Raw genomic sequence first — 13,993 nt, forward strand, 5'->3', positions numbered from 1 at the left:
GATCAGGCACCGCAGTGGTCGAGCTGAACGGCATCCCACAACCGCAGGATGTCACGCTCGCGTGCAGGACTGATCCCCAGCTCGCCAGCACGCTCATGTTCCACTGCCGCACCGCCGGCCAGCAACCACTGCCAGGTGTCGGCGACCGTCTCGTGGATCGGCCTGCACGTGAGCCCGGCCTGCCGTGCGTGGTCGGCGTCCACAGACCACGCACCCTCGTAGGAACGCCACAACGGCAGCTCCGTCCACTGCCGAACACCTTGTTCGATGAGCCACTGTTCATCGGTCACCCACTCGAGGACGGCCGTACTGCCGGTCACGGTGGAGCAGGCCGTCAGAAGGTCTCCCATCGTGTCGCGGCCCTTCGCCACGACATTGAAGGTCCCCGTCAAATGCGGACGGAGTGCGAAAGCGGCGACATCACGTACGTCGATCGGCTGGATCGACCGTCCGGATCCCCCCGGCGCCAGCACCCGTCCACCGCGCACCATGCGTCGCAGCCACCATTCGAGGCGGCCTACGTACTCCCACGGGCCCAAGATCACGCCCGGACGCAAGAGCAGAGTCCGGGCCGAGCCGAACACTTCGAGGACGGCGCGCTCGCATCCAGCCTTGCCGAATCCATACGTTGTCGGGCCAGGGTCGCCGTCGTATCCGTAGTCGGGCCCGGCATCCGCAGGACAGTCCAGGACCGGCGAGTCCTCTGTGAGCGGATGCGTCGGCCATCCCTCATACACCGATACGGTCGACACCAGCACGTACCGGGTGGTGACCGGCTCCAGCGCACGCGTGAGTGCAAGCGTCTCCCGCGGCACGAACGACGACGTGTCGATCACGACATCCCAGGGGCCGGCCTCTGCGAGCCGGACAAGGGAAGCCGGGTCGGTGCGGTCGCCACGAATCACGTTGACACCACTGACATCACTGCCGGTCCGGCCCCGCCGAAATGTTGTGACATCATGACCGCCGGCGATGGCTTGTTCGGCGATGGTTCGGCCGAGGAACCAGGAGCCGCCGAGAATCAAAAGCCGCATACCTCATTCGTACCACTCGGCGGACACAGTTGCGCTCATGCGATGCCCTGGTCGTTGCCGATTCATCGCACGCGGGATCGGCCCGTCGTTCGAGCCAGCAACCCACCCAGTAGCGCTGCACGCTCGGGCATCCTGTCGATGAGGACGTGTTCATTCCAGGCGTGCGGATGCCCCCCGACCGCGCCGAGGCCGTCCAGGGTCGGTATGCCTAGCGCTGCGGTCAGATTGCCGTCGGACCCGCCGCCCGACCGCACAGCGGCCAAAGGCCCGATTCCGAGCGACTCCGCGACGGCCGCGGCCTCGGCATACAACGTGCGAGCAACAGCCTCTTCGAACGGGGGCCGCTCGATGCCTCCGACGACGTCGACCACAGCGCCAGGAAGCTGCGCGGTCAGCCGGTGCATGGCAGCATCGACCCGCTCGAGTTCGGTGATCGTCCACGACCGTGCGTCGACATGCACCCGGGCGAATTCTGGCACCGTGTTGGCGGTTGTTCCGGCCGACGCCAGCGTCGGAACCACCGACGTCTCGCGATTTGAATCACCTATCCCCGTGATCCGAATGATTTGATGCGCAAGCTCGACACTCGCGTTCACTCCCAGATGAGGTTCGAGACCCGCGTGCGCCGCGCGACCGGTCACTTCGACCACGTAGTTCGCGATGCCCTTCCGCCCGACCTTCACCGCTCCCCCGTCGGCGGACGGCTCACACACCACAACGGCACCGGCATCCTGCGCCAGCTCCGCGATCAACGCACGCGAGGTAGCCGAGCCGACCTCTTCATCACTGGTCAGCAACACACTGACGCGATCCGGGTCGGGCAGCGACTCGATGGCGGTCAGTGCCTGCACGATGCCGGCCTTCATGTCGAAAATGCCTGGCCCTCTCCCGATTCGGACACTCTCATCGATCGAGAACGGCCAGTCACTGACCGTGCCGACCGGCCACACCGTATCGAAGTGCCCCAGCACCAGCACCCGTGGATCGGGCGCACGGGCGACCAGGTGCGCATTCTCCCCCACACGGGTGACCTCAGCGGGGCGATGCAGCGCCGAGGACAGCCAGGGCTCGATCAGCGACGCACACTCCTCGAGATGACGCGCCGACGTCGATGGCGACTCACAATCGACGAGCTGGCGCAGCCTGCCGATCATCGTGGGCAGATGTCGTGCCGCGGCGGCGACAGTATCCAGGGGCATACGGACGATCATGCCCTTCGTCCGCCGACCGCATCACCGTAGTGGTCCGCCGAGGCCAACGACGTTGGTCCGCCCGAAGCCCGTTCGATCGTGGCAGCGGTCGTCTTCGCCAGTTAGGGAGACACCACCCACGGGCCAGTCTCGACGAGTTGCACAAACTGCGTGACCGCACGACCCAGGTTTGCCGCACTGACACAGCACCACTCATCGAATAGGGCCGCGCTCTTCTTGTTGAACGGGTACCGCCCGGCCTCGTAGGCATGTGCGAGCAGGCTCATGAGGTCGTTTTCCCAAGCGGCGTGCACGCATTGCCGATTGCTCACCTGCCGTTCTTGATCGAGGAGCGAGCCGAGTTTGTGCTCAAATTTCATCGTCGTACTCGCATCCTTCCAAGACACGATCGACTTCTTGAGAACAAGCTCGCAGGTGTGGTGAGCGGTGAACACCAGCGGTCGAGCAAACCGCCAGCCGATGCGCTCAGTGTCATCACAGGAGGTACCGCTGGTATGCGCAACGAGGACTCGCATCGTCTCCATGTACTCGTCTAGGCACTGGCCCCACCGGTCTACCTCGCTGGAGGCTGCCATCGACAGGCAGCATGAATCGGCGGCATGCTCGTCCGATTCGTCGGTCGCGCTGAAGAAGATACGATCAAGATCGGCAAGCTCGTTCGTGTCCACAGTGGTCCGTTCTGGTCAGTTGTATGCGATGACCATCGCAGCACGTAGCAGGTCTAGTCGAATGAATTTCTGAGTTGGCCGAGCATCGCGCGTATGTGCTGACCCCGATGTGCACCTTCCGGCGACTCTACTTGCGATTAGCGACGGCCGCCGAGCTGACCGCGACCAACCGCTCACCCCGACTGATCGCCACGCTCACCGACGTGCGCATCAAGATGCACCGATGGGATAACGCTTCACCGGTACTGGAACTCGACACCGACCTGCGGCGCTACCGGCTCCCGGTCCCGGTCGCCAACTCCCGCACATAGACGTCGAACACCGGCGAGGTCCAGCCCGCGTCCGGGGGACTATCCTGTGTGCCGACCAGAATCCACCCGGTGGCGCTGTAGAATCGGGCCGAATCCGACAGTGCCGGAATCACTCCCAGGCTGGCGCGCTGCTCTCTACGCCCGCCGAGCAGGGTCTCCATCAGCCGGGCACCGACGCGTTGCCGCCGCCACCGTACGCTGACCCCGATGTCGATCACCGCGAAGGTGCGCCCCGCCCATTCGGTGGTGAATCCCTCCGGCACCGGATCACGCAGCCCCTCCCACCACCGGCCCGAGGTCAACCCGTAGCCGTAGGCGAAGCCCACCAGTTCCTCGCCGCACTCCGCCAGCGCGCACCCAAAACTCGGATCCGCCAGCATGCGCACCATCGACGCGTGATGCTCTGCGGGCGACTCGGCCACATTCGGCGGCACACTGAATACCTGCTGGTACAAGGCGCTGATGGCGTCCAACCGTTTCGCGGCCTCAGCCGCGGTCACCGCCTGCACCGAAACCTCGCTCACACCGGCGAGGATAGGGCCTGTGGCGATCTGACCGCCCTCACGATGCGGGCCTTTTCCCGAGATGTGTAGGACTCGCGCGAACGCGAGCCGGCAATGTGCTCGCCGCCGTCGTTTGATCGGCCACGACACCGGCCGCGACCCGGTCCGCTTCGCCGTGCTCAACTATCCGGAACAGCTGTGGGCAGGCGATCGCCGGATGCCCCGGTCGGTGCTGATCGAACCATACGCCGATCAGGTTGGTGGCCACTACCGGCACCACCTCAAGCCGGACGACTCGTCGCTGATCGCCGCGGTCGCCCGTGGACCGGCGCCGGAGGCCGCCGGGCCCCAGCACTGTCTTTTCTGGGTCGCAGCCCCTGTCTACGTCGAGGGTGGCCGCAGACCGGCGCAACCGGCGAAGGGCGAGCCAGAGTGACGGCACCCTGTAGATCGGTCTATCAGGTGATCGCCTGAAGGTGATCCGGCGAGAAGAGGGAATGCCTTCTCATGTGCCACATCAGAGAGTGGCAGTTGGGACGGGCTGCCAGTGGTGGGTGCCGCCGATGGTGGCGACGCAGCCGAATTGGGCGTCGGCGAAGTGCATACCAAAACCGAGCGCGTCGGGGCAGGTGAGTTGCTCGATGAGCCAGCTGGCACTGGCGCGGGACCGGGCGGGGTCATCGTCGGCAGAGCTGGTCAGGTCGGGGTGGGTGATCTGGACCGGGGTGGTGATGGCGTCGCCGAAGATCAGCAGCTGCTGACCGCCGCTGGTAAGTCGGTAGCTGGTGTGGCCGAGGCTGTGGCCGGGGGTCGGGACGGCGTGCACGCCAGGGAAGATCTCTGGTTCGCCAATCGTGCGGATCTGGGCGGCGATCGTGTCGAGAACTTCCGGTGGTGTCCCGTCGGCGATCGCGAGGTGGGGGTTCTGCCATTCGGTGTGGGAGACCAGGATCGGGATGCCGCCGAAGATGCTGATGCTGGTACCGGGGTGGAACTGCCACAGCCATCCGAGGTGGTCCATGTGCAGGTGGGTGAGCGCGACGAGATCGAGGTCAGCGACGCTGCGACCAGCGGCGGCCAGGCTGGCCAGGAGCTTCCCACCTCGGAGAAGTCCGACCGGGGTGGGAACGGCCAGGGGGCCGAAGCCGGCGTCGATCAGCATGGCGCGGTCGCCGTATTCGATCAGCAGGGCGCCGACACTGGCGGCGAGGTAGCCGTCGCTGTCGATGTGGTCGGCGAATCGTTGCCAGATCTTTTCGTCGGCGTCGGGAAGCCAGCGGTAGGGGTCGATGCGGGCGACGCCGTCAGGCAGGTAGGTGACGCGGTGGTCGCCGATGTCGAGGCTGCGCAGGTCGATAGCTTCTCGGTTGAGGCGGTCTCGGGTGATGGTCATAGCGGGTTCTCCTGGTGAGGGTTGTGTCCGAAGTCTTCTGGCTTGGGACACTGCGGGGAGCCGACCTCGGCGGTGGGCGTCGGGTCGGGTGGAGTCGCGTCGTCCGGGTGGCCGTGTCACATCTGCCATGGCGCACTCCTGCGGATATGGCAGGGCGTCGGATGTGTGTTCACGGGTCCGGTCCGGCATCGATAGCAGCGTTCGGGCCAGGCACTTCCTCGAGTCCGTCACTGTGGCGATAGCCGGGCTCGTTTCCGAGGATGGGTCCGGGGATCGCGGCGGTGACAGCGCATTCGATGCCGTGGTTGTGTTCCGGCGGTCCGCCGCCAGCCAGGTGGGTGCGGGCGTGGTCGAGCCAGTGCTGTGGGTCGTGTAGTGACAGGTTCGCTCCCCAGCTGGAGGCTGGTGTTGCGGTGATGGATCGGCGGTAGGTGTCTGCGAGGCCGCCGCCGGTGTAGGCGTGCCAGAGGGTGTGGATGTCGTCGAGACTCATGTCCCGGTAGGCACTGATCCGCTGGGTGAGGTCGGCTGCGGCGGTGGTGGTGATGCGGGCGCATTGGGTATGGCTGAGCTCGATGAGCTCAGCGGTGATGACGCTGCGTTGCCAGATGGCGCTCATGTTGCGATGGAACTGGGTCGTCGCGGCGGCGGTGGTGTCGTTGGTGGTGGTGCGGTGGTGATGGAGCAGGTGGTCTCGAACGGTGCTGACTGCGGCCATGTCGACGAGTAGGTGGGTGTCGGTCGCGACTCGGTTGCGGCTGCGACGCTGAGGATCTGTGCGGGCCGGGGGCAGGATCTGGTTGGGATTCCAGGGGTGCTGGGAGGTTCCGAGTCGTCGTGCGACAGCGATCCACGCTGCGGGTACGCCTCGGCTGCGCAGATCGATTTCCAGCAGTGCGCGGTCGCGGTCGGTGGTGTCGGCCCGGTGAAGCAGATTCAGCCGGTCGGCGGCCGTGTTGGTGGTGTTGAGAGCGCGGTGCAGTCGGGTGCTTTCGGTGGTGAGCTGGTGGATCCGGCGCAGTCCTTCGGCGTGGTCGGCGGGTATGTCGCGGACGCGTGGCGGTGGCGGGACCGGACTCACCAGTCGGCTCCGTCGATGCTCGAGAATATCGGCGCGACTTCGCTGTTAGCGGGGCTGGTCGTCCATGGCTGGTCGGCGCCTGGCGAGGCGCTGAAGACCGTCTCGGCGGCCGGGGCGGAGGGTGATGTGGTCGCGGCGTCGACCGCTGAGCTGATGGACGAACCGACGGAGACGAACTGCGCCTGAATGTTGCCCAGCTCTGCCGTGATGGCGGCGCGCAATTCCCCGGTCGGCGGGAGTAGCGCAGCGTCATCGACGGGGATGGCGGCGACAGTGGCCAGGGCGGTGGCTTGTCCGGTGTAGGCGCGGGTGTCGGTTTTGGTGGCGGCGTGCCAGCGGTGGATGATCTGTTCGGCGGGGATATCGTCGAGCGTGGCGGCGGCGTAACGCGCCCAGTCCGAGAGATCGCCCCACAACTCCACGGCCAGGTCGGTGGTGAGGCCGAGGAGGTTGGCGACTCCGGCGGTACGCATCCGTACCCCCTCGAGCTTGGTGCGTAGGCCCGTTGGAGCGGCCTCGCCGGTCGCGTGTGTGAGTTGGTGGTAGGCGGCGTCGAGCGCTTCCCATTCCTGGATGCGGGCGACATCGGCGGTGAGGTTCGTCAGTATCCGGTCCCAATCGGTGGGGCCGGGGTCTGGCAGGGGCGAGTTCGGGTTCCATGCGGTGCCGCGGTCGCCGCGGGATTGGACGTGGTCGATCCATGACTGGGGGATCCCGCCGGCGGTCGCAGCGTCGGTCAGGTCCGCGCGGGTGAGGGCGTGGTGATGGTAGGAGACCAGCCAGGCATGCTCGGCGGGACCGTCGAATGTTGCTGCTCGGGTGAGCAACTCGGCGATGGCCATGCTGTGGTTGTGCAGGGCCTCGAGCACGCGGGTCTGGGTATCGGTCGGTGCGATTCTGGGGCCGGTCACGGTGTTGCCCCGCGATCGGTGTCGGCGAATGCACGAAAGTCGGGGCCGAAACCGGCGCGTTCGATCGGGGTCCGGGCGCCGGGCGGGCCGAACCAGTGGTGGGGAACGCGGGCGGTCGGCAGGCCGGGAAGGTGCAGGTGGTCGGCGGGTGTGCAGCGATGTAGTGGCCCGTGGGCGGCGTCGAGGATCACGCGCATGGTGGGGTCGATCTGGCGCACGAAGAGGTTCGACATCGCGGTGTGATCCTTGGAGATCACCGCGGCCTCGAAAGCGGCGTGGAGCAGGGCGAAGCGGACGGCCACGCCGTGGTGGTCGAACCAGCGTGAGCACCAGGTGTAGGTGCCTTCCCGCTGCTGGGCGGCAATTCTGACCGCGGTCACCGGGAGCAGCCATTGCTGCACCCACGACGCGTAGTGGCTGAATCGCGGCGGGGGCGGCTTCTTCGTGTTGTCACCGTCATCGGCGACGCTGTCGGAGCTGCTGGCGTTTCCGGCCGGTGCGGCCTTCTCACCGGTGGTGCGGGGTCGGGTGAACCATTCGTCGGGGACCGGTTCGAACGGCAGCGATGGGGTGGGTATGTGCTCGGTCGGGGTGCAGCGGTGCAGAGGTCCTTTCGCCGCGTCGAGGATGGTGCGCAGGTGGGCATCGACGTGGCCGGTGACGTAGCTGCTGGCGGCGCTGCCTCGGGATGCCTCGAAAGCGGAATGCAGGTGGGCGATGCGCACCGAGACGGGGCGGTGTACCCACCAGTGCGCGCACCAGGTGTAGGTGCCGTCGCGTTGGCCGTGGGACAGGCGGACGCTGATCAGCGGCAGCAGCCATTTCTCGGCGAAGGCCGTGAAGTGCGGGTAGGCGGGTTTGCGCGGCTTCTTCTTTCCTGTGTTGCTGGTGTTGGCGGTCGGTGGGGTCGCGCTGGTCACTGTGTGCGCTCCTCGGTCGTTGGGTCGCCGTCATCGGGAGCCACGGCGACCACGGTCGGTGCGTTCGGGTTGGTGAATCGTCGAAGGGATTCGCGGATGAGCGGTGCGTACTCGGTGTCCTGCCACCAGGTTTTCGCGACGACGACGGGGCCGTGTCCGGGCAGGCGTACCAGTGCGCGGTCTTTGGGTAGTGCGGCGAGTTGGGCGATGTCGAGGATGGGTTCGGCTCGCCAGGAAAGGGTTCGGTTGGTGCCGCCCGCGCCGCGGCTGCGGGAGCGGTCGGCGACATCGTGCTGGCCGGTCATCTGGGACCAGTGCTGGAGGTAGTCCACTGCGGCGATGCCGCCGCCGTAGACTTCGATCGACTGGGCGCGCATGGTTTTCAAACCGTTTGTGCCCCAGAGGTCTTCGCCCTGTTCGAGGACTTGCAGGATCGTGATGAGGATGATGCCGCAGCCGCCGGCGTAGGTGTAGTAGCTGGGGAGCTCGGCGATGCGGGCGCAGTTGGCGGCCTCGTCGAGCACTGCCAGCAGGGGTATCGCGAGTCGGCCGTCGGGTCGCGCGCGGGCTGTGGTCAGGGCTGCTTCGATGATCTGGCCGACCAGCGCCGAGGTCAGTGGCGTCGCGCCGTCGGGGCCGGCCATGCTCAGCGCGTAGACGGTATCGGTGGAGGTGACGAATTCCAGCGGTCTGAATTCGGGCAGGTCGTGGGTGGGTGGGAGTTCGGTTTCCTCGATCACGACGGTCGTGTCGCCGGTGCGTTTATCGGTCTGTTCACGCACCCGCAAGCGGGTGCGGGCCGGTGGTGTGACCATGCGCGCGTAGTCGGCGTCGGCGAGCACGTTGAGATATCTGCGGGCCATGTCGTACAAGCCGTCGCGCTGGCGGGCGTAGAGGGCCTGGGATTCGCGGATCCGGTCAGCGGGGCGGTGCTGGCCGTGGTTGTCCAGGATCAGCGCGGGTGTCTGGTCCTGGTCACGGCCGAGCCATTCGGCCACATGCAGCAGGTCGCCGCCGGAGCGGGCAGCGGCCAGGATGTAGAGCGCTAAGAGTTCTTGGGCTCCGCCGTCGAAGTAGGAGTCGACTTTCGCGTTCGCTGCTTGCGCTGCCGATCCTGAGGCGGCAGAGACGAAGAAGCCGGCCAGTTTGCGGGCAGCGGGCAGGTTGGTGACCTGGGTCAGCAGGTTCACCCAGAAGCCGCAGGTCGGTGTTCCGGTGACTCCTTGCAGGTCCGACAGCCAGATCCGGCCGTGTCGTTCACGCCCGGTGAGGGTGTGTCGGTAGAGATCGGGCTTGTTGGAGGTGGCCAGGCACGGTCCCCACGCGGCGAGCACCGCCGGGATCGCCCAGGCCATGGTTTTTCCGGTGCGGGTGCCCGCGGCGATCGTCACTCCGAGTTCGGCGGGGACGAATAGTTCGACACTGCCGATGACGGTCGACCCCAGCGGTGGTCCTTTCATCGCCTGGACGTCTGCGGGTGCATCCGCGAGCAGTCGCCGGTTGGCTGCCGTGTTGTCGACGGCGCGGGCAAGCCGGATCTGGTTGGGGCGTTGCATGGTTCGTGCGGCGGCATCGATTTCGCTCGGTGGGCGCAGCAGGCGTCGGCCGGCGATGAGTATCGCGGCCTCGGCGGTGTAGAACAGCACTGCGGCCGTGGTGGCCTGCCACGGCCACACCAGGGTGCCGAGCGTGACACCGATCAGCGCCGAGGCTGGATGTCCGGCGATCGGCAGTCCGGCCCACCAGCTGCCCATCGCGAGCGCTGCCCATGCGGTGCCCGCGACCGCGAGCACAGCGCCGAACAGCAGCAGTAGCGTGGTTTCCTCACCGAGCCCGCCTTTGATGCGTCGGCGTGTCTCGCGGTTCGAGATCATCAGCAACCTCCTCGACTGATGATGGAATGCGGTTCTCGGGCAATGGTTTTCACAGCGCCGCCCCGATGTTCTGGTCGATGGCGATGTCGAGTTCATGGGCCGGTTCGAACTCCGCAGCGATGCCCTCTTCGGCCTGTTCGCCGATCGCGGCGGTCACCGCCGTGTCGATCCGGGCTGCGGCGTCGGGTTGGGCCTGCTCGCGTTCCGAGTCTGGTTCGGGCTGTGCGGCGCTGTGGTAGTAGGTGCCGTCGCGGCCGGCCAGATAGGCGGTGTGGATGTGTTCCGGGCTGGCGCCGGCCTGTTCGGCGGCGCTGCGCGCGAGCCTGGTTCGGGCGAGCAGTCCGTCGAGGTGACCGATCAGTTCTTGGTCGAGGCTGGGGACGCCGGTGAAGCGTTCGCTGGTGTGGGTGTGTTCGGCGGTGAGGTCTTGGACTTGCCGCAGCGCGTTCTGGCGGGCCACGGCGCGTTCGTCGGCGCCGGTGTCGAGGTCGCCGTCGCGTTCTTCGGCTTCGAGAAGTTCGTCGGTGGCGGCGATGATCGCGTCGATCTCGGCCAGCGAGCCGATGTCGGGGCCGCGTCCGCCGAGGGCGCGGTCGAGTAGGTTCGCCGGGTCCGCCGCCGTGCCCAGAGCCCGGTCTTGGGGGCGTGAGCGGGCGCCGTCCTGGTCCGAGCCGGTGATGCCGGGCTCGATGCGGCCGGTGATGATCGCGGCTTGGCTCAGGGTCCGCCATGTCTGGTCATCGACCGGGAGGTCACCAGCGGCTTTTGCGTGAGCGAGCTGGAAGTAATGGGCGCGAGCGGTTTCCGGGCGGGTCTGCCAGACCGCTGTGGCGGCATCGAGTTGCGACCACAGGCTGCGTTGCTCCATCGGTCCCGACCGGGCCCATCGGGCGCTCAGGTCGGCGGCTCGAGCGGTCAGTTCGGCGATCTGATCCGGGGTTTCCCCGTAGGGCGCGATTTCGCGGAGGTAGTGGTAACGGGTGAAGTCCGCGCGCAGCTTGGCTTCGCGGGGGCTGGCCGCGTCCTGGTAGTAGCCGGGATCGGTCGGTGTGCCGGTCCGGCTGTGTGGCCAGTTCATCAGCGTCTCCCGGCGTTGTCACGACGGCGTGGTGGTGTCGGGCTGGTCGAAGAGTGTGGTGTGGACATCGGGGCGTCCTCCGGTTCGAGCGGAACGGTTCGTTGTCCCCGGCGAGAAAGGTTCGATGTCGCGGTCAGTACCCGTGACCGCAGATCGACGAAAAGGCTTGTGACACTGTCAGTGCAGAGGCGAGTGATCAGGGATCGTTGCCGTAGTCGGCGTGATATCCCGACTCGGGCGCGCTGCCGAGGTCGGTGTCGGAGCCGGGTGCTGCGGTGGTGGGCGTGTCCGGTAGGGCGCCGTCGACGGCGGCGGAGATGGCGCCCAGAGCCGTCATGCCGGTGTCGGGGCCGGCGAGCGCGGTATCCCGGGTTTCCGAGCGCAGGGACGCCTCGGCGGCGGCGATCATCTGCTGAGGCGTCGGCGGGAGAACCGGTGTGTCGGAGGTCGCGGTGCTACCAGCGGGTTCAGGGGGAATGTAGGGCGGGCTGGCGAGTTCATTCGTCGGGCGAGCGTAGGAATTCCATTCCTGGATCAGGGCGAGTTCGTCGCTGCCGTGCAGGTGAATCGCGTGTTGGCGACGTACCGGTTCTGCGCTGCTGCCCCACAGTTCCTCTGCCTCGGCTGCGGTGATGCGGGCGGCGGTAGCCAGGGCGGTGACGCGCTGGTGGTACAGGTTCATGTTGGCGACGAATCCGGCCTCGGTCGCCGGGTCGGTGCCGAAGCTGTAGCGGCCGACGGCGTTGCGTTCGTTGCGGGCGGCGGCCAGTGCGGCCATGCGTTCCAGTCGCCACAGATCTACGACGAGCATGTCGACGTAGAACCCGGTCGCGGCGTCGTCTCGGGCCGGTGAGGACAGCTCGCGGGTGGCGGCGTCGACTCTCGGGCGGGTGCGCTGCTGACCCAGTGCTGCGGCGTCGGCGATCAGTCCCGGGTCGACGCCGGCGCTGAGCGCGGTCTGTTCCAGACGTTCGCGTTCGCCGTCGAGGGCATCGAGATGCTGTTGCCATGCGGCTTCGGGGCCGCCGCCGTCGAGGGCATCGAAGCCGGTCCAGCCGGCATCGAGGATGCGGGCATGTTCGGCGGCCAGATGTCCGATCGTGAGCAGTGTCCGTGCCTGCCACTGCTCGACGGTCTCGGCTGGGTCGTTCGGTGTGGTCATGGGGTCTCCGTCGGTTCAGAGTTCGATGCCGGGTTCGGTCGTCGTGATGTCGGAAGGTGGTTCGACCAGGTCTGCGCCCACGCTCGGCGTTGCCCTCGAGGGCGGGAGCAGTGCGGCGTCGAGGGCGTGATCGACTCCCGCGGCGGCGGGTGCGGTAGCGCCGATGTCGTGCACAGCGGCGCGGACGCGGTCGAACAGCACTGTCGGTGTCGGGGGCCGGTGGCGGTTCGGGGTGGTGAAGGCCTCGACCTCGCCGGCGAGGTTTTCGCTGCTGCGGTTCAGGTTCCATTCGATGCCCGGCCAGGCCTGGGCCCGCCAGAGCTGTTCGAGGTCGGCGTCGTCGTAGCCGGCGACGCTGACCTCGACCAGCCGCCGCCACCCGGGTGCGTCGCGTCCCCACAGCTCGCCGCGCTCGGCCACCGACAGATGCGCGACCGCGGCGGTCAGGTCGATGCGCTGCCACAGCGCGTCCATGTTGCGCAGGTACTGCTCATGACCGGCCCTGTCGGTCGGGTCTCCGACCCCGCGATGTTCGCGGGCGACCCCGAGGGCGGCCATGTGCTCGAGGGTCCACATGTCCTCGGCGATCTGGGCGATCATCTGCGCGCGGACCGGGTCCTCGCCGTAGCGGGTCGTCGGGGGATTGCGTGTGCTTTCCTCCCACCGGCGTGCCTGCGTCCCGCCCTCGATCGCGGCGGTGATCATCGCCTGCGGGATGCCGGAGGCGGCGGCGCGCACGATCAGTTCGCGCCGTTCGGCCGCGAGGTCGAGCAGGTGTGCGCGCCAGGTCGCGATCGCGACATCCCCGCGCCCGGCGGCCGGGTCGTAGTCCGGGTATCCGCGGTAGAGCACGCGCGCGTGATCGAAGGACAACTGCTGTATGCGCGCGAGGAGTCCGGCTTTCCAGCCGGCCAACTCACCGGCGTCCTCGCCGAAAGGGGCTGTGGTCATCGGTCGGCTCCTTCGCTCAGGTCGAGTTCGGGGACTGCGCTGGACTGCTCGGGCAGCGGTGAGTCGCTGTCCCCGGGTTCCGGGTCCGCGCCGGTATTCGTGGCATCGACTGCCGTCTGGATGGCGACTGCTGCCCGGGGCAGCGTCCGGGACGTTGTGTGCGGGTGTTCGGTGGCGGTGAGTGCGTCGATGACCTGGGCGACCATGCGGTCCGGGGAGGTCGGCATCGCCGCGGCGGAGTCTTCGGCGGTGATGCCGGCGGCTTGGAGCACGACCACCGGGATCGTGGCGGCGCTGAAGTCGGTGGCGACGATCCGGTTCCAGCGCTGCGCCAACGACTTCGGGTCTGTGTTGGTGAACTGGGCGGCGACCGCTGTGGACCAGTGACGGTCGCTGCGTCGCCACACCTGATGCTGTTCCTCGGTGCTCAGGCCCAAGGCGTGGGAGATCGCGCCCAGCCGCTGCCAGGTCATGCCCATGACACGCCGGAATCGGGCAACCACGTCGGCGTCGAGTCCGCCACGACCGATATAGATCGCACCGACGCCGGCCATGTCCTGCAAGCCGCGGACCTCGCGCCCGAGCACCGACAGCAGGTGCTCACGCTCGACATGGCCGGAGCCGAGCAGCGACTGTCCGGGCGCCCAGCGCATCCCGCGCTGCCCGGCCGCGCGGGCGTAGTCGATCCAGGGCTTGGGCACCCCGACACCGAGCGCGACCTGCTCGAGCTGGGTCAGCGACCGCTGCCCGATCCCCAACTGCTCCCCCGCCGCCGCCGACATGCCGGCTTCGGCGAGTCGGGCGCGGTGGCGCTCGTTGTCCAGTGCCAGATTCTGGATTCCCTTGAGCAGGTGCGCTTGCAGCCCGGTCGGTGTGGCCATCACAGCACCCCGCGC

At 67.6% G+C, this 13,993-nt stretch carries 15 protein-coding genes; 2 read left to right on the forward strand and 13 right to left on the reverse strand.

Going from position 1 to position 13,993, the window contains the following annotated elements:
- Positions 1-2 precede the first annotated feature (2 nt).
- The 3 genes from ON26_RS20100 to ON26_RS20110 all read right to left on the reverse strand — a co-directional run bounded on the left by ON26_RS20100 (position 3) and on the right by ON26_RS20110 (position 2,913).
- The gene (locus ON26_RS20100; RefSeq protein WP_040797757.1) at positions 3-1,034 is read right to left on the reverse strand and encodes an NAD-dependent epimerase/dehydratase family protein; all 1,032 of its coding nucleotides are present in this window, start codon (positions 1,032-1,034) and stop codon (positions 3-5) included.
- A 62-nt stretch (positions 1,035-1,096) separates the two neighbouring features.
- Positions 1,097-2,245, reverse strand: a complete 1,149-nt coding sequence (locus tag ON26_RS20105; RefSeq protein WP_218000611.1) for a M20 family metallopeptidase — start codon at positions 2,243-2,245, stop codon at positions 1,097-1,099.
- A 101-nt stretch (positions 2,246-2,346) separates the two neighbouring features.
- A complete protein-coding gene (locus ON26_RS20110) occupies positions 2,347-2,913 on the reverse strand; it encodes a hypothetical protein (RefSeq protein WP_040797758.1) in 567 nt (188 codons plus the stop codon).
- Between the two features lie 74 nt (positions 2,914-2,987).
- Here ON26_RS20110 and ON26_RS20115 point away from each other — a divergent pair, with 74 nt between their 5' ends.
- A complete protein-coding gene (locus tag ON26_RS20115; RefSeq protein WP_040797759.1) occupies positions 2,988-3,224 on the forward strand; it encodes a hypothetical protein in 237 nt (78 codons plus the stop codon).
- Here ON26_RS20115 and ON26_RS20120 read toward each other — a convergent pair.
- The gene (locus ON26_RS20120; protein ID WP_051027273.1) at positions 3,185-3,748 is read right to left on the reverse strand and encodes a GNAT family N-acetyltransferase; all 564 of its coding nucleotides are present in this window, start codon (positions 3,746-3,748) and stop codon (positions 3,185-3,187) included. The genes ON26_RS20115 and ON26_RS20120 overlap by 40 nt on opposite strands.
- 112 nt (positions 3,749-3,860) lie before the next feature.
- Here ON26_RS20120 and ON26_RS20125 point away from each other — a divergent pair, with 112 nt between their 5' ends.
- Positions 3,861-4,163 carry a hypothetical protein gene (locus ON26_RS20125; RefSeq protein ID WP_040797760.1) on the forward strand — a complete coding sequence of 101 codons (303 nt, stop codon included), beginning with the start codon at positions 3,861-3,863 and terminating at the stop codon, positions 4,161-4,163.
- A gap of 81 nt (positions 4,164-4,244) precedes the next feature.
- Here the strand turns inward: ON26_RS20125 and ON26_RS20130 are convergent, their stop codons facing one another.
- The 9 genes from ON26_RS20130 to ON26_RS20170 all read right to left on the reverse strand — a co-directional run bounded on the left by ON26_RS20130 (position 4,245) and on the right by ON26_RS20170 (position 13,978).
- Positions 4,245-5,120 carry an MBL fold metallo-hydrolase gene (locus ON26_RS20130; RefSeq protein ID WP_051027274.1) on the reverse strand — a complete coding sequence of 292 codons (876 nt, stop codon included), beginning with the start codon at positions 5,118-5,120 and terminating at the stop codon, positions 4,245-4,247.
- 169 nt (positions 5,121-5,289) lie between these two features.
- Positions 5,290-6,201: a hypothetical protein gene (locus ON26_RS20135; RefSeq protein WP_040797761.1), complete on the reverse strand. Its 912-nt coding sequence runs from the start codon at positions 6,199-6,201 to the stop codon at positions 5,290-5,292.
- A complete protein-coding gene (locus ON26_RS20140) occupies positions 6,198-7,112 on the reverse strand; it encodes a hypothetical protein (protein WP_040797762.1) in 915 nt (304 codons plus the stop codon). The genes ON26_RS20135 and ON26_RS20140 overlap by 4 nt, the downstream gene beginning before the upstream one ends.
- Complete coding sequence (locus ON26_RS31725; RefSeq protein ID WP_051027275.1) at positions 7,109-8,032, reverse strand: DUF4913 domain-containing protein; 924 nt, start codon at positions 8,030-8,032, stop codon at positions 7,109-7,111. The genes ON26_RS20140 and ON26_RS31725 overlap by 4 nt, the downstream gene beginning before the upstream one ends.
- A complete protein-coding gene (locus ON26_RS20150; RefSeq protein WP_051027276.1) occupies positions 8,029-9,906 on the reverse strand; it encodes a type IV secretory system conjugative DNA transfer family protein in 1,878 nt (625 codons plus the stop codon). Before ON26_RS20150 ends, ON26_RS31725 begins: the two co-directional genes overlap by 4 nt.
- 49 nt (positions 9,907-9,955) lie before the next feature.
- Positions 9,956-10,984, reverse strand: a complete 1,029-nt coding sequence (locus tag ON26_RS20155) for a hypothetical protein (protein ID WP_040797763.1) — start codon at positions 10,982-10,984, stop codon at positions 9,956-9,958.
- Between the two features lie 196 nt (positions 10,985-11,180).
- On the reverse strand, positions 11,181-12,146 hold the full coding sequence (locus ON26_RS20160) for a hypothetical protein (protein WP_040797764.1): 966 nt from the start codon (positions 12,144-12,146) through the stop codon (positions 11,181-11,183).
- Positions 12,147-12,161: 15 nt separating this feature from the next.
- A complete protein-coding gene (locus tag ON26_RS20165; protein ID WP_040797765.1) occupies positions 12,162-13,097 on the reverse strand; it encodes a hypothetical protein in 936 nt (311 codons plus the stop codon).
- The gene (locus ON26_RS20170; protein WP_040797766.1) at positions 13,094-13,978 is read right to left on the reverse strand and encodes a hypothetical protein; all 885 of its coding nucleotides are present in this window, start codon (positions 13,976-13,978) and stop codon (positions 13,094-13,096) included. Before ON26_RS20170 ends, ON26_RS20165 begins: the two co-directional genes overlap by 4 nt.
- Positions 13,979-13,993: the final 15 nt, after the last annotated feature.

This window comes from Nocardia higoensis NBRC 100133 (assembly GCF_000308595.1).
Taxonomy (GTDB): domain Bacteria; phylum Actinomycetota; class Actinomycetes; order Mycobacteriales; family Mycobacteriaceae; genus Nocardia; species Nocardia higoensis.

Coding starts and splice junctions, on each gene's coding strand:
- ON26_RS20100 (WP_040797757.1), bottom strand. CDS start 1,034: ATGCGGCTTTTGATTCTCGGCGGCTCCTGGTTCCTCGGCCGAACCATC.
- ON26_RS20105 (WP_218000611.1), bottom strand. CDS start 2,245: ATGATCGTCCGTATGCCCCTGGATACTGTCGCCGCCGCGGCACGACAT.
- ON26_RS20130 (WP_051027274.1), bottom strand. CDS start 5,120: ATGACCATCACCCGAGACCGCCTCAACCGAGAAGCTATCGACCTGCGC.
- ON26_RS20150 (WP_051027276.1), bottom strand. CDS start 9,906: ATGATCTCGAACCGCGAGACACGCCGACGCATCAAAGGCGGGCTCGGT.
- ON26_RS20155 (WP_040797763.1), bottom strand. CDS start 10,984: ATGAACTGGCCACACAGCCGGACCGGCACACCGACCGATCCCGGCTAC.
- ON26_RS20160 (WP_040797764.1), bottom strand. CDS start 12,146: ATGACCACACCGAACGACCCAGCCGAGACCGTCGAGCAGTGGCAGGCA.
- ON26_RS20165 (WP_040797765.1), bottom strand. CDS start 13,097: ATGACCACAGCCCCTTTCGGCGAGGACGCCGGTGAGTTGGCCGGCTGG.
- ON26_RS20170 (WP_040797766.1), bottom strand. CDS start 13,978: ATGGCCACACCGACCGGGCTGCAAGCGCACCTGCTCAAGGGAATCCAG.